Source organism: Amycolatopsis sp. NPDC004747 (assembly GCF_053601335.1).
Genome location: NZ_JBSGBQ010000013.1, coordinates 47,168 through 70,193 on the forward strand (window position 1 = coordinate 47,168; position 23,026 = coordinate 70,193).

General features: G+C 69.7%; 24 protein-coding genes, 1 tRNA gene and 1 pseudogene. 11 read left to right on the forward strand and 15 right to left on the reverse strand.

The window, feature by feature from the left end; all coding sequences use genetic code 11:
• The first annotated feature begins 3 nt into the window (after positions 1-3).
• Positions 4-504: a hypothetical protein gene (locus ACWEGE_RS22095; protein WP_449662325.1), complete on the forward strand. Its 501-nt coding sequence runs from the start codon at positions 4-6 to the stop codon at positions 502-504.
• On the opposite strand, the gene ACWEGE_RS22100 is transcribed toward ACWEGE_RS22095, so the two are convergent.
• Together ACWEGE_RS22100 and ACWEGE_RS22105 are read right to left on the reverse strand one after the other, a co-directional pair.
• Positions 494-1,384: a serine/threonine-protein kinase gene (locus ACWEGE_RS22100; RefSeq protein ID WP_449662326.1), complete on the reverse strand. Its 891-nt coding sequence runs from the start codon at positions 1,382-1,384 to the stop codon at positions 494-496. The two genes, ACWEGE_RS22095 and ACWEGE_RS22100, sit on opposite strands and share 11 nt — an antisense overlap.
• Positions 1,385-1,392: 8 nt before the next feature.
• Entirely contained in the window at positions 1,393-3,087 is a 1,695-nt protein-coding gene (locus ACWEGE_RS22105; RefSeq protein ID WP_449662327.1) for an HsdM family class I SAM-dependent methyltransferase, read from the reverse strand.
• A 78-nt stretch (positions 3,088-3,165) separates the two neighbouring features.
• Here ACWEGE_RS22105 and ACWEGE_RS22110 point away from each other — a divergent pair, with 78 nt between their 5' ends.
• Entirely contained in the window at positions 3,166-3,909 is a 744-nt protein-coding gene (locus tag ACWEGE_RS22110; RefSeq protein WP_449662328.1) for a PP2C family protein-serine/threonine phosphatase, read from the forward strand.
• 44 nt (positions 3,910-3,953) lie between these two features.
• A tRNA-Ser gene (locus tag ACWEGE_RS22115) sits at positions 3,954-4,038 on the forward strand.
• Between the two features lie 242 nt (positions 4,039-4,280).
• Here ACWEGE_RS22115 and ACWEGE_RS22120 read toward each other — a convergent pair.
• Together ACWEGE_RS22120 and ACWEGE_RS22125 are read right to left on the reverse strand one after the other, a co-directional pair.
• Complete coding sequence (locus ACWEGE_RS22120; RefSeq protein WP_449662329.1) at positions 4,281-4,985, reverse strand: hypothetical protein; 705 nt, start codon at positions 4,983-4,985, stop codon at positions 4,281-4,283.
• A gap of 666 nt (positions 4,986-5,651) precedes the next feature.
• Positions 5,652-6,553, reverse strand: a pseudogene (locus ACWEGE_RS22125) (IS5 family transposase).
• 221 nt (positions 6,554-6,774) lie between these two features.
• On the opposite strand from ACWEGE_RS22125, the gene ACWEGE_RS22130 reads away from it, so the two are divergent.
• From ACWEGE_RS22130 to ACWEGE_RS22150, 5 genes are all read left to right on the forward strand, one after another.
• Positions 6,775-7,104, forward strand: coding sequence for a hypothetical protein (locus ACWEGE_RS22130; protein ID WP_449662330.1), 330 nt, complete (start codon positions 6,775-6,777; stop codon positions 7,102-7,104).
• 932 nt (positions 7,105-8,036) lie between these two features.
• Positions 8,037-8,297, forward strand: a complete 261-nt coding sequence (locus ACWEGE_RS22135) for a hypothetical protein (protein WP_003056176.1) — start codon at positions 8,037-8,039, stop codon at positions 8,295-8,297.
• Between the two features lie 5 nt (positions 8,298-8,302).
• Positions 8,303-8,548, forward strand: a complete 246-nt coding sequence (locus ACWEGE_RS22140) for a hypothetical protein (RefSeq protein ID WP_003056173.1) — start codon at positions 8,303-8,305, stop codon at positions 8,546-8,548.
• Positions 8,549-8,584: 36 nt separating this feature from the next.
• The gene (locus tag ACWEGE_RS22145) at positions 8,585-11,311 is read left to right on the forward strand and encodes an FtsK/SpoIIIE domain-containing protein (protein WP_449662331.1); all 2,727 of its coding nucleotides are present in this window, start codon (positions 8,585-8,587) and stop codon (positions 11,309-11,311) included.
• Positions 11,308-11,709, forward strand: coding sequence for a hypothetical protein (locus ACWEGE_RS22150; RefSeq protein WP_449662332.1), 402 nt, complete (start codon positions 11,308-11,310; stop codon positions 11,707-11,709). The genes ACWEGE_RS22145 and ACWEGE_RS22150 overlap by 4 nt, the downstream gene beginning before the upstream one ends.
• A gap of 6 nt (positions 11,710-11,715) precedes the next feature.
• On the opposite strand, the gene ACWEGE_RS22155 is transcribed toward ACWEGE_RS22150, so the two are convergent.
• From ACWEGE_RS22155 to ACWEGE_RS22190, 8 genes are all read right to left on the reverse strand, one after another.
• A complete protein-coding gene (locus tag ACWEGE_RS22155; protein ID WP_449662333.1) occupies positions 11,716-12,069 on the reverse strand; it encodes a hypothetical protein in 354 nt (117 codons plus the stop codon).
• The gene (locus ACWEGE_RS22160; protein WP_449662334.1) at positions 12,062-12,463 is read right to left on the reverse strand and encodes a YbaB/EbfC family nucleoid-associated protein; all 402 of its coding nucleotides are present in this window, start codon (positions 12,461-12,463) and stop codon (positions 12,062-12,064) included. The genes ACWEGE_RS22155 and ACWEGE_RS22160 overlap by 8 nt, the downstream gene beginning before the upstream one ends.
• A complete protein-coding gene (locus tag ACWEGE_RS22165) occupies positions 12,460-12,969 on the reverse strand; it encodes a hypothetical protein (protein ID WP_449662335.1) in 510 nt (169 codons plus the stop codon). The genes ACWEGE_RS22160 and ACWEGE_RS22165 overlap by 4 nt, the downstream gene beginning before the upstream one ends.
• On the reverse strand, positions 12,966-13,283 hold the full coding sequence (locus ACWEGE_RS22170) for a hypothetical protein (RefSeq protein WP_449662336.1): 318 nt from the start codon (positions 13,281-13,283) through the stop codon (positions 12,966-12,968). Before ACWEGE_RS22170 ends, ACWEGE_RS22165 begins: the two co-directional genes overlap by 4 nt.
• A complete protein-coding gene (locus tag ACWEGE_RS22175) occupies positions 13,280-13,849 on the reverse strand; it encodes a hypothetical protein (protein WP_449662337.1) in 570 nt (189 codons plus the stop codon). The genes ACWEGE_RS22170 and ACWEGE_RS22175 overlap by 4 nt, the downstream gene beginning before the upstream one ends.
• Positions 13,849-15,069 (reverse strand): putative T7SS-secreted protein, encoded by a 1,221-nt coding sequence (locus ACWEGE_RS22180; protein ID WP_449662338.1) that lies wholly within the window; start codon positions 15,067-15,069, stop codon positions 13,849-13,851. Before ACWEGE_RS22180 ends, ACWEGE_RS22175 begins: the two co-directional genes overlap by 1 nt.
• On the reverse strand, positions 15,066-15,668 hold the full coding sequence (locus tag ACWEGE_RS22185) for a hypothetical protein (RefSeq protein WP_449662339.1): 603 nt from the start codon (positions 15,666-15,668) through the stop codon (positions 15,066-15,068). Before ACWEGE_RS22185 ends, ACWEGE_RS22180 begins: the two co-directional genes overlap by 4 nt.
• Before the next feature lie 135 nt (positions 15,669-15,803).
• Positions 15,804-18,269 carry an endonuclease/exonuclease/phosphatase family protein gene (locus ACWEGE_RS22190; RefSeq protein ID WP_449662340.1) on the reverse strand — a complete coding sequence of 822 codons (2,466 nt, stop codon included), beginning with the start codon at positions 18,267-18,269 and terminating at the stop codon, positions 15,804-15,806.
• 126 nt (positions 18,270-18,395) lie between these two features.
• Between ACWEGE_RS22190 and ACWEGE_RS22195 the strand changes: the two genes are divergently transcribed.
• Positions 18,396-19,322 carry a CapA family protein gene (locus tag ACWEGE_RS22195; protein WP_449662341.1) on the forward strand — a complete coding sequence of 309 codons (927 nt, stop codon included), beginning with the start codon at positions 18,396-18,398 and terminating at the stop codon, positions 19,320-19,322.
• Between the two features lie 291 nt (positions 19,323-19,613).
• Here ACWEGE_RS22195 and ACWEGE_RS22200 read toward each other — a convergent pair whose 3' ends face one another.
• Together ACWEGE_RS22200 and ACWEGE_RS22205 are read right to left on the reverse strand one after the other, a co-directional pair.
• Positions 19,614-20,060, reverse strand: coding sequence for a limonene-1,2-epoxide hydrolase family protein (locus ACWEGE_RS22200; protein ID WP_449662342.1), 447 nt, complete (start codon positions 20,058-20,060; stop codon positions 19,614-19,616).
• 16 nt (positions 20,061-20,076) lie between these two features.
• Complete coding sequence (locus ACWEGE_RS22205; protein ID WP_449662343.1) at positions 20,077-20,997, reverse strand: TauD/TfdA dioxygenase family protein; 921 nt, start codon at positions 20,995-20,997, stop codon at positions 20,077-20,079.
• Positions 20,998-21,306: 309 nt separating this feature from the next.
• On the opposite strand from ACWEGE_RS22205, the gene ACWEGE_RS22210 reads away from it, so the two are divergent.
• Both ACWEGE_RS22210 and ACWEGE_RS22215 read left to right on the forward strand, forming a co-directional pair.
• Positions 21,307-21,672 (forward strand): hypothetical protein, encoded by a 366-nt coding sequence (locus ACWEGE_RS22210; protein ID WP_449662344.1) that lies wholly within the window; start codon positions 21,307-21,309, stop codon positions 21,670-21,672.
• Entirely contained in the window at positions 21,669-22,241 is a 573-nt protein-coding gene (locus ACWEGE_RS22215; protein WP_449662345.1) for a hypothetical protein, read from the forward strand. Before ACWEGE_RS22210 ends, ACWEGE_RS22215 begins: the two co-directional genes overlap by 4 nt.
• Here ACWEGE_RS22215 and ACWEGE_RS22220 read toward each other — a convergent pair.
• Positions 22,234-23,016 (reverse strand): SDR family oxidoreductase, encoded by a 783-nt coding sequence (locus tag ACWEGE_RS22220; RefSeq protein WP_449662346.1) that lies wholly within the window; start codon positions 23,014-23,016, stop codon positions 22,234-22,236. The two genes, ACWEGE_RS22215 and ACWEGE_RS22220, sit on opposite strands and share 8 nt — an antisense overlap.
• Positions 23,017-23,026: the final 10 nt, after the last annotated feature.

The window sequence follows — 23,026 nt, forward strand, 5'->3', positions numbered from 1 at the left end:
GAAATGCCCAGCGTCCTGCTCTACGTCGCCATCGCGGCCCTCGTCCTGTACCGCGTCGTCTACCAGCAGATCCGCGGCACCCTGCTCAGCCGACGGCGGCTCACCGTCCTGCCGCTGGTGCTCACGGTGCTCGGGGCGTACCTGACGCTGAAAGCGCTGCCCGGCGCACCCGCGGGCGAGCTGGGCCTGCTCGCGGCCGACCTGCTGGTGCTGGCCGGGCTCGGGGTGCTGCGCAGCACCACGACCACGCTCACCGAGCGCGACGGCACGACGTTCCAGAAAGGATCGGCCGTCACGATCGGGCTGTGGGTGCTGACGGTCGCCGTCCGGATCGGCCTGCTCGCACTGGGGACCGCGCTCGGCGTCGCCGGGCCGCTGACCTCGGCGTCGGTCGCGCTCAGCCTCGGGGTGACGATCGCGGTGCAGAACGCCGCGACCTACCGGCGGATCCAGCGCCGCGGGCTGCCGCTCGCCGCCGGCCGCCGCACGGCGGTCAGCCGCTGACGCGGCCCAGCATCCGGGCGTACATCCGGCCGGGACTGGGCACCGACGGCGGCACCAGGAACCCCGGCAGCGGCGGCAGCCCGCCGACGAACCCGCCGAGCCGCTCGTACAGCGCGGCGGCACCGGCCGGGCGGGCTTCCGGGTCCTTCGCCAGCACCTCGGCGAGCAGCGCGTTCAACGCTTTCGGCACACCGGTCACCGGCGGTGGGAGCTCCTTGACCTGCCGCTCGAACACCGCGTACGCGGTCGGCCCGTCGAAGAGCCGTCGCCCGGTGAGCATCTCGTGCAGCACGCACCCCAGCGCGTAGAGGTCGCTGCGCGGTTCGGCGCCGCCGCGCTGGATCTGTTCGGGCGCCATGTACGACGGCGTCCCCAGCAGCTGCCCGGCCCGCGTGAACTGCGCCGCGTCGGCTTCGCGGAGCACGGCCAGCCCGAAGTCCATCACCTTCACGCCGCCGTCGGGGCCGAGCATCAGGTTGGAGGGCTTGAGGTCGCGGTGGCAGACGGCGAGCGCGTGCGCGGCGGTCAGCACCGCACACGCCTGCGCCGCGATCGCCGCGGCCCACGGCACCGGCAGCGGGCCGTGCTCGGCGAGCAGGTCCGCCACGGTCACGCCGTCGACGAACTGCATGACCTGGAACAACCGGTCGTCGTGGGTGCCGTAGTCGTACAGCGTCGGGACGCCGGGGTGGTCGAGCGTCGCCAGGATGCGGGCCTCCCGGGCGAACCGGGCTTCCAGCTCTTCGTCGCGGCCCGGCAGCCTGAGCAGCTTGATCGCGACGCGGCGGCCCAGCCTGCGGTCGTGCCCGCCGTGCACCGCGCCCATCCCGCCGCGGCCGAGCGGCAGCTCGTCGAGCTCGTAGCGGTCGGCGATCAGCATCCGTTCCCCTAACGGCCCGGCCTGAGCCGTCCTTCGACAAGTCCCGCGAAGCCTAGCCGGACCAGCTCGCGGCCGGTTTCCGCCGCCTGGCGCAGGACGTCGTCGAACTCGGCGAGCTTTCCGAAGACCCCGCCGTACTCCCGTTGGAGCGCGATCGGCAGCCGCGGGATCCGCACGCGCCTGCCGTCGATCCGGGTGGACGCCGACGCGGCGGGCAGGTCGGCCGCGCGCAGGCAGCCGGCGAGGAAGTCCGCGTCCAGCCGCTCCGGGTCGACGCGGTACACGGTGAGCCCGGCGCCGACCGGCCGCGGTGGTCCACTGTGGACGTACGCGATGCCGGTCACCGACGCGACGACGTCACCCGCCTCGGCCAGCGGGTGCTCGGCGTCCGCGCGCACCGGTGCGTACCTGACCTCGACGACACCGGCCTTGACCAGCTCGCCAATCGTCGTGAACGCCGGTTCGGCGTCCGCCGCTTCGAGCTCCGGCAGCCGCGGCGTCAGCTCGGCGAACCGGGTGCGCACGGCCTGGAAGGCCTGCCCGGGGTCTTCGTCCCTGGTGCGGCGGCGGGCCGGCGTGAGGTCGATGTCGTCGTCGAGCAGGTCGATGATCCGGAAGCCGGACTCCGGGTGCCTGCCGAACTCGCGCCAGCTCTCCTCCACTGTGGACAGATCGTCGCCGGCTTCGCCGAGCAGCACGGTGGACGGCGCGCGCTCGCCGGGCGCCGGGCGCCGCAGCAGCCAGAGGTCGGGGCCGGCCGGGGTCAGGGTGACCACCGCGCGGACCGCGCCCGCGCGCAGCAGGTTGCCGCGGATCCGTTTGCCGCTGCGCCGCCCGGCCGCCGCGCCCGGCATCAGGATCGCCACCGTGCCACCGGGTTCGACGTGCGCGAGGCAGTGCTGCACCCAGGCGAGCTCGGGTTCGCCGCGCGGGGGCAGGCCGTACTCCCAGCGCTCGTCGCCGACCAGTTCGTCGTGCCCCCAGGCTCGTTCGTTGAACGGCGGGTCGCACAACACCGCTTCGGCGGTCCGGCCGGCGAAGGCGTCTTCGCGCAGTGCGTCGACCGCGTGGACCTCGGCCTCGATGCCGCGCAACCGCAGGCGCAGCGCGGCGATCGACGCCGTCATCGGGTCGCTGTCCTGTGCCAGCACGGTTTTGGCGCCGCTCGCCAACGCGAGCGCGCCGAAGCCGCAGGCGGGGTCGAGGATCGTCGACACCGGGCCGGCGAGCCGGGCCATCAGCTCCGCGATCGGTTCCGGGGTCGCCGACAACCGCCGCGAATGCGCCTCGAAGTACCGGCGGCACAACAGTTCGAACGCTTCGACCGGGCCGTCCCGGTGCGTCATCTCGCTGAGCAGGGTGAGCAGTTCCGGGTCGTCGAGCCGGCCGTCGAAGGTGTCGAAGACGCCGGCCTGGAAGGCGAAGAAGCCGCCCGCGCGGCTGACGCGCTCGGCGAGGTCGAGGTCGTCGCCGAGGGCGCGCAAGCGCTGCCACGCGCGTTCGCCGGCGCTCAGCTCGAACTTCTTGCCGCGGGCGCGGAACCAGCCGGCGACGGCGGAGAGGCCGAACAGCGGGCTCGACGCCGTGCCGCCGACCGGCTGCGGGAAGTCCGGGTAGCGGCGGCGCCAGTTGCTGACCGCAGCGCGCCCGACCCCGGCGAGCCGCGCGATGTCGGCCGCGCTGACCGTGGCATCGTCGTCCATGGCGAGGACTCTATCGGAGGATGCTCCATTCAGCCGAGGCGCTTGTGAACTCAGTCAACCAATGCTTTCATGGGAGCCATGACACACGATCGGTACGTCCTGCGGTACGCCGCCGGGTCGGACGTCGGGAAGCGTCGCCGGGTCAACGAAGACGCGGTCTACGCGAGTTCCCGCCTGCTCGCCGTCGCCGACGGCATCGGTGGCCAGCCGCACGGCGAGGTCGCCAGCGCGACGGCGGTCGACGTGCTGCGCGAGCTCGAGATCGACCTGCGGCGGCTCGACCTGACGAACGTGGACCTGGCCGCCACCCTGGCCGGCGTGGTCAAGTCGATCGCCGCGCGGCTGCAGGAGGTGGCGTCGCAGGAGCCGACGACCGAAGGCATGGGCACCACGCTGACGGCCCTGCTGTTCGACGGTGTCGAGTTCGCGGCGGCCCACATCGGCGACTCCCGCGGCTACCTCCTGCGCGAGGGCGGCCTGCGCCGGCTGACCCGCGACCACACGCTCGTCCAGGCCCTGGTCGAGGACGGCCGCGTCGCCGCGGCGGACGCCGAGTCCCACCCCCGGCGTTCCCTGCTGATGAAAGCGCTGCAGACGGCGGGCTCCGGCGACCCGGACATCTGGACGTTCAAGGCCAAGCCGGGCGACCGCTACCTGCTCTGTTCGGACGGCCTGAGCGGCCCGGTCGCCGAAGCAACCCTGCGCGACGTGCTGGACACCGGCAAGGAGCCGGCCGAGGTGATCCCGGAGCTGATCCGCCTGGCCAACGAGGGCGGCGGCCCGGACAACATCACCTGCGTGGTCGCGGACGTCGTGCCCTGACCCACCTTCACGGGTGACGCGGGCCATCCGGTATCGTCTCCTGCGGAGGATTGGCCGAGCGGCCTAAGGCGCACGCTTGGAAAGCGTGTTGGGTTCACGCCCTCGCAGGTTCGAATCCTGTATCCTCCGCCGTTTCACCAGGCAGAACGCCGGGTGCCCCGCCCTGGGACACCCGGCGTTCTCCGTCTTAGTCTCAGTTCTAGCCTCACTTCCCCAGGTCGAGGCTGCCCCGTCCGATCCGATGGATCACCACATTTTTACGCTATGCATCGGGTTGCATACAGAGAGTTAGATCTTGGTGATGCCCGCCAGCTTTGGGCATCCAATAGCGAGCAACCGTCCAACCCACAGGTTGCGACCGGACAATCAACTCACAAGTCACCGGACTTTTCCGCCTGCGCAGGCGCGCGCTCTTGAGGCGCCAGCCCCTCTACATCAGGAGAAGGAGGCTGCGCCAAGTTCTTAACAATAGAACGCGGAAAGCGTCGTTGGAAGGCGCCCAACACGTGAGCAACCATTACTAGCATACCGAGCAATAATGGCCCCGCTGCCCACGCGAAGATAATTTCAAAAGGACTACCGCCCACCTTTCCAACCTCGAATACCTTCTCAGCGAAATCTAATTGACCATCGAGGCTTGTTAGTTGATATTGAGACTGGTCTACGAGGTCGCCATGACTTAAGGCTCTCACGTACATCGGAATGAAAAGCCAAGGAATCTGTGCGCAGATGAAGATGGCTAACGCCAACCCCGTTAACACCTTAGCTCGGTTCTCACGTCTATACCAAGGTTTACCGAGAGCCAGGAAATCAACACTGATCCGCTTAGACGTCGGCCACTGCTCTAGGCTGCTACCCCGAATGGTCCCAACAACTTTCGGCGACTCTTCACCTTGATGTATTACTTCGAAGATTCCTCCGTCTCCCGCATCAACAAAATCAAAGTCGATAGCAATCGAAGACCTGTCAGCCTCGTCAATCTGGACTGAGAAGTTATTTTGATCACGACTCCAGGCGAGTAGTCGCACCTGCAAGGGGAAGTCACCCTTTTCCAACTGAAGTCGCAGCTTGTCCATTGGGACAACGTCAGATCCCCGCACCGTGTCACCCTGATGATTCCAGATTGCAACGCTTGTGCGCGAGATTCTTGTTATAGGCTCCCCACTTAAGGTGCGCATAAATCCAGCGTCGAACTCACCGTTACGCGAGCTAGCCAATACCTCAGAATCAATAATCGAACGTATGACGGGCCGCTTTCTTCCGCGACGCGCCAAAATGAACGCCAATGGAATACCTATGACCGAAAGTGCGGTACCTAGTATGGCAATAAGATCCATTAATGTCATTATTAGCCTAAGTCGCCGGGTGCTTATACCACAAAGTCGCCTCCTTCAACTGAAGCGTTACGCCAAGCCGCATTTCTCCCACGTCTAACCTCGGTTGCCGTCCGAGTTCGTCCACAACAGCCCGTCGACCCGGCCGGCCACGCCGCGCCTGATGCGGTCGGTCACGTGCTGGTATCGCACGGCCATGGCCGTGCTAGACCACCCCATGATGGACATCACGGTCCACTCGGGGACCTCCACAGCAGCAGGAGGACCGTCGCAGCGGTGTGCCCGGCGTCGTGAAGCCGGCGCTCCCCGACCCTGGCGTCGCGCAGCAGCTCCTTCCAGTGGTGGTAGTCGGTGTTGGGCACCAGCGGCTGACCGGTCGGCGGAAGCGCCTAGGAGCTGTCCTGTAAGTCATCGGAGCCAGAGCACGATTACGGCGATGGTGAGTTCTGCCTGGTAGTAGGCGGCGCGTTTGGCGTAGCGAGTGGCCAGGTCACGGAACTGCTTGAGCCGGTTGAAGCAGCGTTCCACGACATTGCGCTGCTTGTAGACCTCGGCATCGAACGCGGGCGGTCGTCCGCCGCGGGAGCCCTTGGCGGCGCGGCGGGCGATCTGGTCATCCCGCTCCGGGCTGACGACGGCGATCTGCCGGTCCCGCATCGCCTCACGCGTCGAGGGATGCGAGTACGCCTTGTCCGCGATCACCGTCTCCGGCCGGCACCGCGGACGCCCCGGCCCGAGCCGTGCGACGCTGATGCCGTCCAACAGCGGCACCAGCTGCGGATTGTCGCCCGCTTGGCCTGGAGTGAGCAGGAATCGCATCGGCAAGTCCCGCCCATCCGCGGCCAGGTGGATCTTGGTGCTCAGCCCGCCACGGGACCGCCCAAGTCCTTCCCCGTCGAGGGCGAGGGCTTCGATTCCGTCGCTGCATCCCCCTTTTTCCGGGCGCCAGCCGAGTGCTGGTGTGCCCGGACCACGCTCGAGTCGACCGAGATGATCCACTCGAGGTCGCCGACGGCGTCGTCTTTGACGATCACCCGGTCGAGGATCTTGTCCCAGGTGCCGTCCTTGGTCCACAGCTGGAGCCGCTCAAGCGCTGTTTTCCAGGGCCCGTAGGGGTCGGGCAGGTCCCGCCACGGGGCGCCGGTGCGCAGCTTCCACAGGATCGCGTTGATCATCTGGCGGTGATCCCGCCACCGCCGTCCGCCGCCTTGCTGCGGCGGCAGCAACGGCTCGATCACCGCCCACGCCTTGTCCGCGACCCACCACCGGGCACAACTACCAGAGGTCCAGCTCCACCGCTTACAGGACACGCCCTAGTCAGACCAACACCCAGCATGCGTTCAAAGCTCGTCCAGCGTGAGCTTGAAGAGACCCACGTACTCACTGCACCTCACTTCGGGATCGTCCTCCACGAGGTGAAGTGCCGCGCGGCCCGCAATCGGTCGTGTCTTGCACCGGTCGCGCAGATATGACCGTAACGTCGTGCCTACGCTGTTCGACCCGGTACGACGACACGTAGGAGGTAGTCGGCATGACTGACACCGCAGAGAGCGAACCAAACCGGGTGCGCCGGCTCTCAGCAGTCACACGAGCGGAGTTCGGATCCGACTCGCTGGTGGGCTCGTTCTTCTACTCCGACGCCCGGCGGCAGTGGCAGGGCTGTGTCGTGGCGGAGCCCGCACCCGGCTGGTTCCTCGTCGAGCTGTTTGTCCCGGCCATCCGCGAGTCCGAGAACCAGCGACTAGTGTCGATCGACCAGATGGTCGACTGGCGATTCTACGATGACGCGACGTGGATGACTAAGGTTGCCCACCTCGTGGAAGAACGCTGGAAACGTGAGCTCAACAGGGCCAATAAGTGATCTTGGTCACTCCGAGTGGCTGGCGCACTAGCGACGTCGGCCGTCTACGCCTGCTCGCCTAAGCGGGATGGTTAGCTTCGCACTTTGGCCGTCCACGCTCCCTCCGGCAGCCCTCGCCGGTGCATCCGACTCCCCGCCCCTGAAAGTTTGGCAGCCTGACCGTCACCTCACATCACGGCGAAGGCCGCCAATTCATCGCCTACCAGCTCGGCCACTCAGCCTCGGCAGACCCTCACCCCACCACACCTAGTCTCATTCACCCCAGTTCACCGACGTCCGTCAAGGCACACGCGGGGCCCTGACCTGCGCCTCACGGCACGCCGGACCCCGCGTACGGCCGTGTGTAGGCTTGGAAAGCGTGTTGGGTTCACGCCCTCGCAGGTTCGAATCCTGTATCCTCCGCGCTCGAAGCAGGCGAACGCCGGGCCGTCCTCACGGGATGCCCGGCGTTTCGTCTTTCCTGCCCCCTCTGTCACTCGCGTCCCGGCCGTACCTTGCGCGACCCACCGTCGGTATGCCTTGGACACAGTTGCGCGGCACTTTCGGCCCACTCGAACATGAAATGCCTTCCGTGCTGCGGAATTCTCCGCTTGTACGCGGAGTTACGAACAGGGCTGACCGAAGGCCGTTACTCCGGTCGCGCTAGTCTCACCAGCACCTCGCCCGCCCCCGTCGAGAAAGGCCAGCAGTGGCACGAAAACCGCTCTGACCTGGGGTAGCGCTGGCCAGCGACTTCAGTGCGCGGTACTGGCGCCGGGACGACCCCCGCACAGACCGTGATCGGCCCGGCCCCGGACGTTCCCACGTCCGGGGCCTTGCTGATTCCGGACCCGCGGTCACTCGGCAAAGTCTGATGATCACGCTGAGTTGCTGGATCTGTTTCAATGGAATCCGTCCCCGTACGACACCAGATTTCGAGGAGTAGAGGCCCGATGGCCGGAGTCGAAGAGATCCGCGCTGGCATCGCGCTCGCCAACGAGAAGGCGTCCGCGAGCATCGCCGCCCTGCAGCAGGCAGCGCAGTCTCTCGAAGAAGCCCAGCAGTCGCTCGCACAGGCGACGCAGGGGAGCAGCCAGCACGAAGTGAGCCAGGCGCACGGACTCCTGGCGGAAGCCCTGCAAGGCATCAACGGCTTGCAGAGCACCGTCCAAGCAAGCATTTCCTCCGCCGACTCCTACTCGGCGCGTCTGTAAGCCGGATGACGCTCGCCGAACTCCACCAGCTGCTCACCGCTGCCGTGACCGGGCTCGCCGACGCGCGCGCCCACTCCGAACGGGCCACAAGCCTGCTCGGAGAAGCCCGGCAAGCTCTCGTGGATGCCCAGGCCAAGGCCGATCCCTGGCTTCCTTCGCAGTACGCACAGGCCGGCGAGGGGCTGGACCAGCTCCTCGTCCGCCTGCACGCCGCCGAGGATCTGGTGAGCGGATACCGGTCGCGCCTGTAATCCTTCTTGGGGACCACCTTTTTCTTGGGGACGCCGATGGCCAACAAGTCAGCCGAGCAACGCAACCGCGTCGAAACCGCACTCGACCGGGTCCGCCATCAGATCGGACTGGTGCTGGGCGCGGCGGCCGGGGCGCGCCAAGCCGCGGAAGCCGACCTGGCGAAGCTCCAGCTGGAGCAGGACATCGTCAAGGTCGGCATGAACCACGCCAGTGCCGAGCAGCAGAACGAATGGGCACGTCACCCCGCCGCACACGAGGTGTTCGGTGCGCTCGGCAGCGTGCGAAGCGCTTTCTACACCGATTGGAGCCAAGGCCCCGCGACGCTGCGGGAGCTGGTCGCGCAGAACGCACCCGGCCCGGCCGGGCTGCCCCCGGGCGACTGGCTCGGCACGGTCGGGCACAACCCCGGCCTGACCTCGCCCGGGCTGTGGCGCGTCGGCTCGGCCACCGCCGCGGGTGGCGACGCGACCCGCACGTTCGACGTCGCCGTCCCGCTGCTCGACGAGTCGCACCTGGCGATCACGTCGGCGCCGAAGACCCGGCCCGTGATCGACGGCATCGTGCAGAACCTGCTGGTCCGCGTGCTCTCGACGTTCGAGCCCGGCGCGGTGCGCGTGCACCTGTGGGACATCGGGCAGCTGACCGCGATCCTGCCCGACCTCTACCCGCTCAGCCACACCAGCGCGCTTTCGCTGTACGACCCGGGCCGGCTGGAAGACCTGCTCGACGAGCTGGCCGGGCACATCCGCCGCATCCACGCCAGCTGCATGTCCGCCGGGTTCACGTCGCTGCGGGAGATGCGGAAGAAGAACGAGCAGCGGGGCGAGCCGTACCGCATCGTCGTTCTCTACGGCAACGGCGAGACCCTCGAACCCGAACGCGCCCGCGACCTCAAGCGCGTCGCCAGCGGCGCGCTGGCCGCGGGCATCTGCCTGATCATGATCGACGTCCCGACCGCGGTCAGCGCCCCGGTCGAGACGCTGAGCCTGCTCGACGACAAGCACGCGATCAGCAGCATGTCGGGCACCGACCTGGTCGTCGACCTCGATTCCGCGATGCCGTCCGCGCAGGTCATCCGCGCCGTCGACACGATCGCCAAGGCGCTGATCGCCAAGCAGGGCGGGCCGCGGTCGTTCGACGACCTCCTGCCGACGGAGCTGGGCCAGGAGAGCTCAGCCCGCGAACTGCGGGCGCCGGTCGGGTTCTTCGAGGGCGAGCCGGTCGAGGTCGTGATCGGCGACGCGAGCCCGCACGCCCTGATCGGCGGTCCGTCCGGCTCGGGCAAGACGAACTTCCTGTACGCGCTGCTGGGCAGCCTCGCGGCCCGGTACACCCCGGAAGAGCTGGCGCTGTACCTGCTGGACTTCAAGGAAGGCGTTTCGTTCGCCGGCCTGGCGCCCGGCCGGAAGGACGCCAGCTGGCTGCCGCACGCGCGGCTCGTCGGCGTCAACGTCAACACCGACCGCGAGTTCGGCCTGGCGCTGCTGCGGTTCCTGGCCGACGAGCTGCGCCGCCGGTCCGCGGCCGCGAAGGAGCACGAGGTCACCAACCTCGCCGACCTCCGCGAAGCCGACCCGGGCGGGCACTGGCCGCGGATCGTGGCGGTGATCGACGAGTTCCAGTACCTGTTCGCCGGCCGTGACCAGGTGACGGCGGCGGCGACGCAGCTGCTGGAGGACATCGCGCGGCGCGGCCGCTCGCAGGGCATCCACCTGGTGCTGGCCAGCCAGGACGTGGCCGGCATCGAGGCGTTCTGGGGCAAGCCGGCGGTCTTCGAGCAGTGCACGCTGCGGATCGCGATGCCGAAGGCGCGGCGCGTGCTGGCGGAGACGAACAACGCGGCGGTGTCGGCGCCGAAGTGGCACTCGGTGATCAACCACGACTCCGGCGTCGCGCACGGCAACCAGCTGGCCCACATCCCGGACGCGAGCAGCAAGAACGTGTTCGTCCGGCTGCAGCACCGGCTGTGGGAGGAGTACGCGGGCCACTTCCCGCGGCCGCGGCTGTTCGACGGCGCGCATTCGCCGATCCTGGAACGGTTCCCGGCCTACCTCGACCTCAAGCCGAACTCGAAGCCGCGGGCCCTGCTCGGCCAGTCGATCGACGTGACCGAGACGGCGTGCGGCGTCGACCTGCCGCGGGCGCCCGGCCGCAACGTCGCGGTACTCGGCTCGTCGACCGCCGAGGCACTGTCCATCATGGACTCGGCGGCGCGGTCGCTGGCCCGGCAGTACGAACCGGGCGAAGTCGAGTTCATCCTGAGCTGCCCGATCGAGGCGTGCGCCGACGCGGCGATGGAGCTGACCGAGCGGCTGCGCGAGGACCACGCGGCGTCCCTCGTGGACGACCTGACCAGCGTCCTGGAGTCGATGACCGGCTCGATGTCCGGCGGCGCGAAGGTGCTGCTGCTGTACGGCGTCGACGCGGCTCTGCCCGCGCTGGAGGCCAAGGCGGTCGGTCAGCTGAAGAGCGGCCTCGACCACCTGCGGGTGGTGCTCAAGCAGGGTCCGGGGCACGGCATCCACACGATCGGCTGGTGGCGCAGCATCGCCCGGCTCAAGGACACGCTGGGGTTCGCCGGCACCGACGACATCGGCACCTGGGCGGCGCTCGACGTCCAGGGCAACGAGCTGTCGCCGTTCGCGGCGGGCCAGGTCGTGCACTGGTCACCGCGGCCGGGCCGCGCGTTGTTCTTCGACCGCACCACCCACGGCGCCCCCGAAGTGATCATCCCGTTCCAGCGTCCGGAGAACGACCGATGACCGACGACGCCACCGCGGCCATGCGGTACAAGGAAATCATCGCCCTCTCCCGCGGTTCGGCGGAGAACCTGCGCGAGTGGGAGCTGGCGCGCGCGGAGGCGCTGAACGCGGAGATCGAAGCGGCCACCTCGGCCATCGAGGCGGCGGCCGAGCGCGAAGCGAGGGCGGCTGAGCGCGCGACGCGCTGGTGGAAGATGGCGCTGCACAACATCCAGGGCCTGACGTGGCTCAACCCGGGCGACGACCCGCGCCCGGTCTCCACCGCCCGGGCGGCCTACCTGGAGCGGTACCTCGAGGAGGTCAAGCCGAGTTACCAGGAGCTCGTGCAGGCGGTCTTGGCGCTGGGGTGGCGGGCCAAGCGGGCGGCCGCGAAGCAGCGTGGGGAGCCGCCTGCTTAGCGGGTTTCAGAGCGTCCACGGCGCCTCTCTCCCCGCTTGGTGCGGGGCGTGGACGAACTCGTAGTACCTCCCGAACCGGTGCTCGATCAGGGCGTAGCCCCGGCTTCGCGCGACCCAGAGCAGATCGGGTTTGCCGAGGCGGAACTCGACCGTGCGGACGGCCACCTTGCCGCGACCGTCCAGCTGGGCAGCCAGCCGGGCCATCTGCTGTTCGCGTGGCTGGGAGGCCCGGCTCATCCGGATGACCAGCACGGTCACGTGGGCGATCAGCAGGCCGCCCAGCACGACCATGAGGATCAGCCAGAGCCAGAGATCGGTGGCGTCCGAGCGCGCGGCCAGCACCAGCACCGGACTAGACATCGAACACCGTGTCGTAGGGATCGTCGTCGTCGGCCGGGGCTTGCCGACGCGGCGGCGGTGTTTGACGCGGCGGCGGCGCTTGGCGCGGCGCCGGAGACGGCCCGGCCGGGGGCACCGGAGCCGCCCCTCTCCCGGCGGCGACGGCTTCCCGGATGGCCGCGGTGATGGTCCGGCTCAGCGTGACGGCGTCGTACCGCATGGCTTCGGGCGCGAGCCGCACTTCACTGACGACCCCACCGGGCCCGGCCAGCACGGTGACCGACCGATCCGGCGAGGTGACGGTCGCGTGGTTGCTCCCGGCGATCCCCGCCAGGAGGCGCTGGTTCTCGGCTTTGCGGTCTTCGATCCGCCTGAGCTGCCAGCGCATTTCCTCGATCAGCCGATCGTTGTTCACCGCGTCCCCCGGTGTCGCACGAATTCGTAGACCTTCTGGTTCTGCTGGACGGTGTAACCCCGGCTGTGCGCGAGGACCATCAGCTCGGCGAGGGTCAGCGATGTGGAGAAGACGCGCATTCGATAGCTGGGCCGGCCGTCCAGATGCGCCGCGACCTCCTGCAGGAGCGGATTGCCCGCAAACGCCGTCTGCGGTGCGCCGAGCGTGAACTCGTATCGCAGCGCCGCACCGTTCGGAGCCATGGCGTAGCCGCGGGCCTGGGCCGTGCTGAGCACGTCCGGCACGGCCAGCCGGCAGTCGGCGTAGGGAACGTGGACGAGCGGACGGCCGTCGAGCTGCTGGACGAGCCGCTGCACACCGGCGCGCCGAGTCTTCTCCAGCCTGTTCTTCACGAAGAGGAACACACCGATGGCGGTGAGGGCGACAGCGGCAAGGATCGCGAGTGTCCCGAAGTACTCCGCGTCGCTTCCGGTGAACTTGGAGCCGGCGATGATCAGCTCGCTCACGCGTACCGCCCCGGCTGGTGCGGCGTGAAGACGAACTCGTAGTACTGCCCGAACCGGTGGTCGATCAGCGAGTAGCCACGGTGGTACGCGACCCGAAGCAGGTCCTCTTGGGACAACCCGAGCTCAATCTTCCGGATGTACACCTTGTTCCGGCCGTCGAGCTCGGTGGCCAAGCGTGCCATTTGCTTCTCGCGGGGCTTCACCGAACGAAGGACGCGGACGATCGTCAACGTCAGACCGGCGAGCGCCACGAAGCCGATGATCACGTAAAACGCCGTACGCTCGGTCGAACCGGCTGCCAACGTGCTGATCACGACGTTTCCCCGCGCCTGAGGCTCCAGGCCACTTTCGCCGTCGCTTCGGCGATCGCCGGCCAGGCGTCTTCGGACTCCGCCATTACCGACAGGATCACCACGGACCGGCCGTCCGGCAGGGGGATCTGGTACTCCGCCTTGAACTGGGTGCGCACCTCACGTTCGGGCAGGTGGAACTCGCCACCGCTGATTGCGACGACGGCCGGGCCGATCGGGAGGCGCACCGGCTGGACCACCGCGTGCTTGTGCCGGCCCCGGTACTGTTCGGCCATCGCCGCCACCAGAGCGTCACGGCTGCCCGGCGCCTCCTCGGGCCATTGGGCGACGCCGAGCGTCAGGGTCGCGACGTCACCCTTCCGAGGGCCGACGGCGAACTTGCCGAAGACCCGGATGCCGTTGGCCTGCATGGTCGGGATCAGCGCCATCAGGTAGCTGCCGAACTGCTCGACGCTGGCCCCGGACTCGAGGTTTTCGGCCACCATCCAGGCGTGGCTGCGGTTCATCCGGTCGTCGCTGCCCACCGGCATGCCGGCGAATCCGGGCGGCAGGTCGATTTCCAGAGGCATCAGTTCCACACCTCGTCTTCCGCCCGCTCACGCCGGCGCTCCGGCGCGTTGTCGGCCTGCATCCCAGCGTCGGCCGCATTGGTCACCGCGACCGCGGCCCACGGCGCAGGCCCGGTGACGAGCGTGCTCGCGACCACGGCCGCCTGGCCCATGTCCTTCGGCACCCAGTAGTTCATGAGGTCACCAATGGGCCCCTCGAAGCTCCCGCTGTCGCCCATAACCCGTACGCCGGCGTCGATCTGGAACTGAGCCCCGAACGCCCCGTAGCCGAGGCCCTTCGCCACGCCACCGACACCCGGCGGGGCAAAGGTGCCGACCAGCGAAGTCACGGCACCGATCCCGTCGAAAGTCAGCGTCTCCGGAGCTACGTCGGCGCCCGCGATCGCGGCCGTGGCATGACCGGCCAACGCACCCAGCCCCATACCGGTCGCAACGGCTCCCGCGATCGCACCGGCCGGTTCCGGAAGGAACTCTCCGACGAACCCGAGAGCGTTGCCCATGTCACCCATCACGTCCGAGACCTTGGCGATCACCTCCGCGTGGTCCTGGACGAAGTTCCACGCTTCGTCCACCCCGTCCGCGAGGGTGTTCGTCAGGTCGCCGAGTGCCCCGCCGACCGCGTCGCCGAGTTTGTCCAGGACGTCCGGCTCGTCCGGGGCCAGCTCCTTGGCCTTCCGCAGCAGCTTCGCGACCCGGCCCGCCGCGTCCGCGTGCTCCTGCTGGAGCTGCTTCGCCGCGTCCTGGACGTTCTGGCAGCCGTCGATGGCCGCCTGGAGCTGTTGGCCGGCGTTGTCCAGCAGGCGCTGGGCGATCTGCAGGGACTGCTGGTCCGGGAACGTCCGGTCGGCCAGCGCCAGGTCCGGGTTCGCCCGCGCCTGCTCGGCCGCCCGGGCCGCGGCTTCCGCGCGGGCTTCCAGGTCAGCCGCGCGTTTCTGCAGGTCACCCAGGCTCTGGGCCCAGCCTTCGAGCGCTTCGGCGGCTCGGCTCATCGACTTGGCGGCATCGTCGAGGTACTGCGGCAGCGGGCCCACGCGCCGGGCGAAGGCTTCGCTCGCCTCGCCCTGCCAGATGCCCTGCTTCCGGACGATCCGGCGGAGCGAGTCGTCGGCCTCGGTCAGGTCGCCGGCGACCGCGCGGTACTTGCCTGCCAGGTCGGTGATGCCGTCGAGGTCGCCGGGCGCCGGGTCGAAGCCCAGGGCCGGGAAGTCGCGGGCGCTCATCGGTCGAGGCCGTTCAGGATGTCGGTGATGCCGCCGGTCGCGCCGCCACCGACCGGCCGATCGGCGCCCGGCGAACCGCCCGCCTTCGACGCGAGATCGCCGATCCCACCGGTGTAGCCACCACCCACCGGGCCGTCGCCCGAGCCCAGGTCGGCGCCCGGATCGGTCCGCTCGGCCAGGCCGCCGATCCCCGGCACGCCGCCGGTGTAGCCACCACCGACCGGGCCTCCGGACGGCTGCCCGACCCGCGGGTGGTTTCCCTTCACCCCACCGGTGGGCTCGCCACCGGCGGAACCCAGCACCGCCGAGCCGAACCGGCCCAGCTCGTCGCCGAACTGGGCTTCGATCTGCTCGTACTTCTGCTTCGCCGCCTTCAGCCGCTCGGTCACCTCCGAGGCCGCTTCGCCGAGGCGGCCGATGCCGTAGCCCCAGGCCTCCTCGAACTCGACGCCGGCCTTGCCCAGCTCCGCGGTGCCGAGCGAACCGAACGCCCCACCGCCACCGAGCTTCTTGTTGGCGTCGGTCATCTTCCCCGCCGCCGTGTCGAGGTCGCCGATGAGCTTGCCCAGCTCGCCGGCCTTCACCGCATACCCGTCCACGCCACCCTCCCCTTGTGGTCCGTCCACCGTATGACGGCCGTCAACGCTCCGCGGTTCCAGGGTCACCCATCGGAGCGGAAACGGGAAAGGCCACCACCGGGCAAAGCGCCCGATGGTGGCCTTTCCGCCGCGCAGCTACTTGTCGAAGACCTGCTCCAGCCAGTCGAGGAAGTCGTAGACCCCGTCCTCGATCGGGTTCCCCGCGCCCGGCCGGAACCGGATCACCTGCGGGTCGTGGTCACTGGCCTGGTCGGCGAACTCCGCGTTGATGTGGACGACGTCGTAGTCCACCCCGCGCGGCGCCCGCGAAGCCAGGATGTGGTCCAGCACCTGCGACTGGCCCTCGAAGACGTAGCTGTAGCGCTCGGCTTCGGGCACCGACGCGATGAGGTCCTTGAGCGCACCGCCCGCGGTGAGCGTCTGGACCGCCGGCGAGAACGGGTAGTCGTTCAGGTCACCCGCCACCACGATGTTCGCGTTGCGATCGGCCGCCAGCAGCGCATCGACGAACCCGCGCAGCACCGTCGCCTGCTTCGCCCGCTGCACCTCGGAACTGCGCGCCGGCGGCTGGAACCGGCCGTGCGTCGGCTGGTCGCCACCCTTGGAGTTGAAGTGGTTGGCGATGACGAACACCGTGCGGCCTTTGAAGACGAACTCGCCCGCCAGCGGCTTGCGGCTGGTCGTCCACGCCTCGTTCGCGGGGTCGACGCGGCCCGGCGACGCCGTCAGGTGCGCCTTGCCGTGTTCGCGCACGACGCCGACGGCCGTGGTCGACGTCCCACCCGGACGATCCACAAAGGACACGCGGGCCGGGTTGAACAGGAACGCCACCCGGATGTTGCCACCCGGCTGCCCGCCGTCGGAGTCGTTGACCGGGTCGATCTCGCGCCACTGGTAGCGCGGGCCGCCCTTGGCCACGATCGCGTCGGTGAACTTCTGCAGCGTCTGGTCGGCGGCCACCGTGCCGTCGTCGGTCGCGCCCGAGTTGTCCTGGATCTCTTCCAGGTTCACGATGTCCGGCGTCGCCAGGTGCGTCACGATCGCCTCGCCGAGGCGGTCGTACTTCGCCTGCGGGTCGCCCGGCGCGAGGTTTTCGACGTTGTAGGTGGCGACCGCGAGCTCACCGGTCCGCTGCTTGCGGGTGGTCTCGCCCTGCAGCCCGTTATCCTTTTCGGTGCCAAGGACGCTGGCGAACAGCGTGTAGCCACCGAAGTTGCTGTACTCGACCGGCCCGGACGTGGTGCCGGTCAGCACGTCACCGACGTTGAGCTTCGGGAACGGCCGCTCGGCGAACGGGATCAGCGACGAAACCTTCATGACCCCGCTGTTGAGCTGGTCGTACCCCAGGTAGACGCTGCCGCCGCGGACCGACCTGTGCTGGTCCGGCTTCGACGTCACGTACAGCTCGTTGAACGAGTTCGACGGACCGACGACCCGCGCGTCGGTGATCGAAACGATCTCGCTCTCGTGCGCCTCCCAGAAGTCCAGCGCGTACTTCGACGGCTCCAGGGTGAGCGGTTCGATGTTGCCGCCGGGCGACGGCGCGTACGTCGTCGGCACGGTGTCCGGGTTCAGCACGGTCGGCGCCGGGAGGGCGTTCCCGTGCGAGTCGACCGTCCACTGTGCACTGCTCAGCTCGGTGAGCGACTGGTAGTTCGACGTCGCGGGCGCGTCCGGGTAGAACTCGCGCACGGTGCCGGTCGCGGTCACCGCGTCGCCGGCCGCGACGGCCGGGCTGGTCGAGCCGGTGAACACGAACAGGCCCTCGCTGGTGCGCGGGTCGCTGTCCGGGTTCGGGTCGGTGAGCCAGAAACCCCGCGACGAGCCGAACGTCCGGGTCGCGGTGACGACACCGGTGACGCCGGAGACCTTCTTGTCCTTGAAGGGCGAAATCCGTGTGGTGCCCTGGATGTCGTGGATCTTCGCCGGGGTCGGCGCCGGGCCGGTGTCCCCGCCGGTCGACTCGCCCGCGGTGTTGGTCGGCGTCGGCGCGCCGGCGCTGAAGTCGGCGGAGTTGTCGTCGGTGTCGGCCAGTGCCGCACCGCGCGCGACGGAGGTCGTGTTCGACGGCGCCGCGGTCGGGCTGCCCTCGCGCACGGTCGCCGCGCCGAACCCGACGAGGTCCTTGATCCGCGGGTCGGCGGCGCAGTCGGCGACGGTCTTGCAGGTCAGCGCGGTGGTGCCGGAGACGAGGGCGATCGTGCCCGCGGTGGCCGACATCGCGATCGTGCCGGTCGCGTCCGGCGTGGGCAGCTCGACGGTGCCGCCGGCGCCCTTCCCCTCGGCCACGAGGTAGCGGCCGCCCGGTGCGACGCTGCCGGCCAGCGGCGTCACCTGCCAGGTGCTCGACGGGCTCGCCGAGCCGGGCAGGTATTGGACGCTGAAGCCGGCGAGGCTCGCGGCGGCCGCGCCGCGGTTGGCGAGCTCGACGAAGTCGCTGGTGAGCGTCGCTCCGGAGTTGCCACCGCCGCCGTAGACCTCGGCGATGACCGCGTCGGCGCTCGGTGTGGCGAGCGCGGCCGGTGCGGCCACGCCGCCGAGCACCAGGCCCGACGCGACGGCCACCGTGAAGGCGGCCTTGGATCTGTGGGTCTTGGTCACCCTGAGTCCCCTTTGTGCTTGAACAGTCGTGGCATAGTCCCCCGAACAAGTGAGGAGGAGGAAGACAAAGGTGCAACGATTCGTAACAACTACTTTCGTCGTCACTCACTCGGCAGAGCAGGTTTCGTGATCACCCTCGTCCTCGGCGGAGACGTCGCCCTCCCCGCTCGCACCACCCTCACGACCGCCTTCGGCCGGCTGAACCCGCTGCTCGACGGGGCCGACCTCCGGTTCGTCAACCTCGAAGGCCCGGTCGACGCGGCGGCGGCCGAAGGGCTGAAGTCGGCCGGCATCGACGTCGTCTCGGTCGCCAACGACGCACCCCACTCGCCGGCGAGCCTGGCGGCCCTCGACCACGCCGGAATCGCGCACTGCGGGGCCGGCGCGAATCTCGACGCCGCGCACGCACCCGCGGTGCTCGAACGATCCGGCGAAAAGGTGGCATTTCTCGCGTACACCTCGATTCGCGCCCACGGCCAAGCCGCCCAGCCGGACTCGCCGGGGGTCGCGCAAGCGTTTGCGACGACGGCCTACCAGCCCGACCCCCGCGTCGGGGAGATCCCGGGCCGTCCGCCGCTCGTCCGGACGGCACCGGTCCCCGAGCACCTCGAACGGCTCGTCGCCGACGTGAAGCGCGCGAAGGCGGCCAACGACCACGTCGTCGTCTCGATGCACTGGGGGCTGCCGGGCCCCGACCTGGCCGAGTACCAGGTCGCGTACGGGCGCGCCGCGCTCGACGCCGGCGCCGACCTGGTCGCCGGGCACGGGCCGCACACCATCCAGGCCGTCGAGGTGTACCGCCGCCGTCCGATCCTCTACAGCCTCGGCAACCTCGTCGCCGGCCGGCCGGACGGGCTGCTGGCCGGGTGCATGTTCGGCGCCGAACCGCGGCTCGAGCTGATCCCGGTGCGGCGGAACGCCGGCAACGAGTGCGAACCGCTCGCCGGGGACGAAGCGGACAAGGTGCTGCGGTACGTGGCGGAAGCCTCGGCACCGCGGTCGGCGAAGGTGTCCGTCCAGGGCGGAATCGCGTCGGTTGTTGTTGGTGCGTAACGGATTGCGCGCAGCCTGTGACAACGGCACACCGGCGTGTCACCCATCCGGCGCATCTGCCTTAAATGAAGGTCAAGGGTCGGAACAACCTGCGTGAAGCGGCGGTACGGTCTGCGTGAGCCGCCGGAAAAGTGGCACAGACCACTCCCCGACAGCTCTCGGTCGGCACAACACGGGGGGAGGGAGAACGATCATGTGGGGGTTGATTGTTTTCAGCTGCGTGTTCGTGCTGGTGCTGGGGATAGCCGCGGTCGTGGACCTTCGGGACCACGACCGCGGCGAACACCGGGTCTAACGCGCCGCCTGCCTCGTCCGGTACCGGCCCAGCAGCGTCCGCGCGCCGGCCAGCGCCACCCGCCCGGCACCCTTCGCGCTCGCGGCCAGCACCGTCGTCCAGTCGAAGTAGTCGCGCCAGAGCACGATCCGGCCCGCCTCGACCTCGAACGTGCCGCACACCCAGAACTCCGCCTCCCACGCGCCGCGGCGCAGCACGTCGGTGCGTTCGGTGAGCACGACGTTGCCGTCCGCGGCGATGTGGTGGGTCCGCGCCTCGAACCCGGAGCCGTACTTGGCCATCGCCCGCAGTTGTTTTTCGAAGGCCGCGAGACCGCGGGCGGGCGGCAGGGGCACGTTCTGGTACACGATGTCGCTCGCCACGAACGTCAGCGCGCGGTCGACGTCGAGGTCTTCGAGTGCCTTGAGGAAACCGGTCACCACTGCTTTGGGTTCATCGGTCATACGGCCAGGCTACTGCTCAGTAGGGGCGATCGCCCGCGATGGCGACGCGCTCGGCGATCCGGACGTGCGGGTGGTAGTCGTTGACCGCGTAGTGCTGCGTCACGCGGTTGTCCCAGAACGCGACCGAGTTCGGCCGCCAGCTGAACCGGACCTGGAATTCGGGCGTGTGAGCCTGCAGGAACAGGTACCGCAGCAGCCGGTCGCTTTCGGCGCGGTCCAGGCCGGCGATGTGCGTGGTGAACGCCTGGTTGACGAACAGGGTGCGCCGCCCGGTCTCCGGGTGCGTCCGGACCACCGGGTGCGCCACCGGCGGGAAGCGGTCCTGCCACCGCGCCAGCAACGCGGGGTCGGAGAACCGGTCGAAGCCGGGGAGGTAGTCGTGCACCGCGGTGAGCCCGTCGATGCGGGCGCGGACGTCTTCGGGCAGGTTGTCGTAGGCGGCGGCCATGTCGGCCCAGATCGTGTCGCCGCCGACGGGCGGCACCTCGATCAGCCGCAGCACCGAACCGAGCGCCGGGTTCGGCCGCCAGGTGACGTCGGTGTGCCAGATGTTCTCGTAGCCGGGCATGGCCGCGGTGCGCTCGAAGCGCGTGACGGCGTCGTCGTCGCCCTGCGGGATGAACGGGTTGGTCTCCAGCTCGCCCCAGTTCGCGGCGAACGCGCGCTGCTGCGCCGAGGTGATGTCCTGGTCGCGGAAGAAGAGCACCTTCCACTCGAGGAGCGCCTGGTTGAGCTCTTCGCGCAGGTCGGGACCGACCGTCGCGCCGAGGTCGACGCCGTCGACCTCGGCGCCGATCACCCGGCCCAGCGGGCGGAGGGTGAACAGTTCGTACTGCTTCCGCTGCGGTTCCCGGAGCATCCGGGGGCCTTCGACGATGCCATCCGCGGGCGTGACGGCCTCGCGCAGCTGAATCCGGGCAGGGAGCTCTAAGGACATGGTTGTGCTCCAAGGGTTTTCGGGGAATCGGACGCCGGGTTCGCGTCAGGCGGGCGGCGAACCCAGGCGGCCGCGGCGCAGCAGGAGCGCCACGACGCCTTCCCCGATCGACCGCGCGAGCGCCCGGATCGGCGTGCTTTCCGAGGTGGCGGGCATGTGTTCATGGTCGCCTTCTTCCCGATGCGCGGTCAAGACGTCCACTTGGTGGAACGCGGCCAACGCCGCAGGTCACCGCGATGCGGGCGGCCCGGGAGCATGAGGCAAGATCTTCCCCGATCGAGTGAGCGCCCTTGATGACGGAGGTCCCTAATGCCGGCAGGCAGAGGCTCGCGGATCAGTGACACCCCGGGGCGCCCTCCCGGTGGCTTCGCCACCCGGAACCCCCCGGAGAAGGCGGACCGGCTGCGCGGCGCCGCCGATCTGCTCGACCAGGCCGCGGCCGCCGACGACAAGGCCGCGGGGAGGTTCGCCGAAGCCCGCGTCGAATCGACGCCGTTCGGCATCTCCCCGCAGGCCCGTGAACTGGCCGCGCGCTGGGCCACGGCGCTGGCGGCGCGCGAGGCGGACGCGCGGGTCCTCGGCGACGCGACGTCCGACCTGGCCGGCCGGCTGCGCATGACGGCGGTGAGCACCCGGAGCACCGGGTTCCGGGGGCGGTTAGCGGTGGCACCGTGACCACTGAGGTCTTCGAACACCCGGCGCTCGCGTCGGCGGCTTCGCAGCTGTCCGCGTTGCGCGCGGCAGCAGGCCGGCTCGGCGTCGCGGACCCGGTGGCGGCCCTGCGGCACCTCGACTGCGCACCGGCGTCGATCCGCTCGTCCGCCACCGCGGTCGACACCGGCGCGCTGGGCGTGACCGCGGCGCAGGCCGAGTTCCGCGCCGGCGTCGAGCGCGCCGAAAACGCCGGCAGCACCGAAGCTTTCGGCACCTGGGCGGACACAGTGGACGGTCAGTACGCGGCGGCGGCGCGGGCGGCCGCGGAAACGGCGGCGCTGGGCGTCCGCATTGCCGAACGGCTGGACGAGCTGGCGGTGGCCGCGGCCGAGGAGGTGTGCGCGCTCGCTGCCGCCGCCGCGGCCCCGGTGTCGGCGGTGCTGGCCGGCGACCGCTCGGCCGAGGTGGTGAGCGAGGTCGGCACCGCGTGCACGGCGGTGCTCCGGGCCGTGCGGGAGAAGATCGCGGCGCTGACCGCGCTGGCGGCCGAGCTGGAGCCGTTGACGGCCCCGGCCGTCGAACTCAGCTGAAGTGCTCGCGGGCCCACTCCGCGAACGGCCGCGCGGGATGCCCGGTGACGCGGGGGACGTCCAGCGAAACGGGTTCCGGATCCTCGACGAGTGACGCCCAGTGATCCACGGCGCTCGCCGCGAATTCCGCACCCAGGTAGGAACTCAGCTGCGCTTTCGCCTCTTCCGGCGGCTGTTCCTCCCACCTGACGGGTGATCCGAGCGCTTCACCGATGAGCCGCGCCTGTTCGGCCTGCGTGACGGATTCCGGTCCGGTGACGAGGTAGATCTGCTTCGTGTGGTCCCCGGTGAGCGCCTCGACGGCCATGTCGGCGACGTCGCGTTCGTGGACGACCGACCGTCTCGCCTGCCCGTAGGCGGCCCGGACCACGCCGGTTCGCGCCTGCTGCGCCCAGGCGAGCGCGTTGGTGGCGAGGCCGGTGACGCGGAGGAAGGTCCAGTCGCCGGTGACCTTTTCGACGGCGGCCTCGACGTCTCCCCAGACGCCCCCGTCTTCGGCGGACATGGCGGAGAGGTAGACGATTTTCTTGCCTCTGAAGGGTTCCACGGCCCGCTCGATGCCGTCGGCGGTGAAGAAGGGCCACAGCAGGTAGACGGCGTCGACGCCTTCGGCGGCCTTCGCGGGATCGGTGAGGTCGCCCTGGACGACGTCGACGCCGTCCGGGGCCTTCGAGGCATCCCGGACGAGGACCCGGACGTCGGCGCCCGCGTCCTTCAGCCCGGCGACGACGTGCCGTCCGGTGTGGCCGGTGGCTCCGGTGACGAGAACGGTCATTGGTGTGCTC

What these genes read in the sequence shown, in the direction of transcription:
- ACWEGE_RS22105 (WP_449662327.1), bottom strand. Translation starts at nt 3,087, where the DNA reads ATGGACGACGATGCCACGGTCAGCGCGGCCGACATCGCGCGGCTCGCC.
- ACWEGE_RS22095 (WP_449662325.1), top strand. Translation starts at nt 4, where the DNA reads ATGCCCAGCGTCCTGCTCTACGTCGCCATCGCGGCCCTCGTCCTGTAC.
- ACWEGE_RS22110 (WP_449662328.1), top strand. Translation starts at nt 3,166, where the DNA reads ATGACACACGATCGGTACGTCCTGCGGTACGCCGCCGGGTCGGACGTC.
- ACWEGE_RS22130 (WP_449662330.1), top strand. Translation starts at nt 6,775, where the DNA reads ATGACTGACACCGCAGAGAGCGAACCAAACCGGGTGCGCCGGCTCTCA.
- ACWEGE_RS22135 (WP_003056176.1), top strand. Translation starts at nt 8,037, where the DNA reads ATGGCCGGAGTCGAAGAGATCCGCGCTGGCATCGCGCTCGCCAACGAG.
- ACWEGE_RS22220 (WP_449662346.1), bottom strand. Translation starts at nt 23,016, where the DNA reads ATGACCGTTCTCGTCACCGGAGCCACCGGCCACACCGGACGGCACGTC.
- ACWEGE_RS22205 (WP_449662343.1), bottom strand. Translation starts at nt 20,997, where the DNA reads ATGTCCTTAGAGCTCCCTGCCCGGATTCAGCTGCGCGAGGCCGTCACG.
- ACWEGE_RS22150 (WP_449662332.1), top strand. Translation starts at nt 11,308, where the DNA reads ATGACCGACGACGCCACCGCGGCCATGCGGTACAAGGAAATCATCGCC.
- ACWEGE_RS22155 (WP_449662333.1), bottom strand. Translation starts at nt 12,069, where the DNA reads ATGTCTAGTCCGGTGCTGGTGCTGGCCGCGCGCTCGGACGCCACCGAT.
- ACWEGE_RS22145 (WP_449662331.1), top strand. Translation starts at nt 8,585, where the DNA reads ATGGCCAACAAGTCAGCCGAGCAACGCAACCGCGTCGAAACCGCACTC.
- ACWEGE_RS22175 (WP_449662337.1), bottom strand. Translation starts at nt 13,849, where the DNA reads ATGCCTCTGGAAATCGACCTGCCGCCCGGATTCGCCGGCATGCCGGTG.
- ACWEGE_RS22140 (WP_003056173.1), top strand. Translation starts at nt 8,303, where the DNA reads ATGACGCTCGCCGAACTCCACCAGCTGCTCACCGCTGCCGTGACCGGG.
- ACWEGE_RS22210 (WP_449662344.1), top strand. Translation starts at nt 21,307, where the DNA reads ATGCCGGCAGGCAGAGGCTCGCGGATCAGTGACACCCCGGGGCGCCCT.
- ACWEGE_RS22120 (WP_449662329.1), bottom strand. Translation starts at nt 4,985, where the DNA reads ATGGACAAGCTGCGACTTCAGTTGGAAAAGGGTGACTTCCCCTTGCAG.
- ACWEGE_RS22200 (WP_449662342.1), bottom strand. Translation starts at nt 20,060, where the DNA reads ATGACCGATGAACCCAAAGCAGTGGTGACCGGTTTCCTCAAGGCACTC.
- ACWEGE_RS22100 (WP_449662326.1), bottom strand. Translation starts at nt 1,384, where the DNA reads ATGCTGATCGCCGACCGCTACGAGCTCGACGAGCTGCCGCTCGGCCGC.
- ACWEGE_RS22180 (WP_449662338.1), bottom strand. Translation starts at nt 15,069, where the DNA reads ATGAGCGCCCGCGACTTCCCGGCCCTGGGCTTCGACCCGGCGCCCGGC.